Source organism: Delftia sp. ZNC0008, assembly GCF_000799035.1.
Classification (GTDB): Bacteria; Pseudomonadota; Gammaproteobacteria; order Burkholderiales; family Burkholderiaceae_C; genus Comamonas; species Comamonas tsuruhatensis.
On record NZ_JTKZ01000649.1, the window covers coordinates 1 to 1131 of the forward strand.

Here is a 1131-nt window from a genome sequence, read left to right on the forward strand (position 1 = left end):
ACGGCCATGGCCACGGTGCCGCGCGCGCCACCATGGGCGGCAACCATTTCGTGGATTTCCACTATGAACTGCATGCAGGGCAGGTGGGGCTGTGGGTGATCGGCATTGCCGCCATGGCCATGCTGGTGGCCCTGGTCAGCGGCGTGATCACGCACAAGCGCATCTTCAAGGACTTCTTCACCTTTCGCGCACACAAGGGCCAGCGCAGCTGGCTGGACGCGCACAACGCCGTGGCGGTGCTGACGCTGCCCTTCCAGTTCATGATTGCCTATACCGGCATCGCCATCTCCAGCCTGAGCTTCATGCCCGTTGGCGTCTGGACGGTCTATGGCACGGACCAGGCCGCCCGCACGGCCTTCATCGCCGACATGAACGAGGCCGGGCCGCCCGCGCTGTCCGGCAAGCCCCTGGCGGTGCCCGATCTGGAGCCGTTTGCACGGCGTGGCCAGGAGCTGATGGGCCAGGCGGTGCGCGCGGTGGTCATCGACCATCCCGGCGATGCCTCGGCACGCATCGGCGTCTACGGCTGGAACAGCGATGACCGTGCACATCAGCGCCTGAGCCCCAATTCGGGCATGGCCATGTTCTCGGCCGCCACGGGCGAGGTGCTGCAGGTACGCCTGCCCGGCGGTGCCGACGGCGGCACCCCCTCGCTGGCCCAGGCGGTCATGGGCGGGCTGCACATGGCCAAGTTCGGCGGGTTGGCCATGAAGTGGCTGTACTTCCTGTGCGGCCTGGCGGGCGCCGCCATGATGGCCACGGGCGCCATTCTCTTCATGGTCAAGCGCCGCAGCCGCCACCAGGGCGAGTTCGGCAGCGCCACGGCACGCGTGTACCGGCTGATCGAGGGACTGAACGTGGCGGCCATTGCAGGCCTGGGCCTGGGCTGCATCGCCTACCTGTGGGCCAACCGCCTGGTGCCCGTGGGCCTGGCGCACCGTGATGACTGGGAGCTGGCCGTGTTCTTCGGGCTGTGGGGCCTGGCGCTGGTGCATGCACTGGCCTGCGCGCCAGCCACGGCCTGGCGCCAGCAGATGGGCCTGCTGGCCATGCTGTGCCTGCTGCTGCCGCTGCTCAACTGGATCACCGTGGGCGAGCCGCTGTCGGCCCACATGCTGGAGGGCGACGCGG

Annotated in this window: 1 protein-coding gene; it reads left to right on the plus strand. The window is 68.9% G+C overall.

From position 1 onward, the window contains the following. Positions 1–1131 (plus strand): PepSY-associated TM helix domain-containing protein (locus tag L995_RS21120; RefSeq protein ID WP_047473492.1); only part of this gene is annotated, 1131 nt, incomplete at both ends.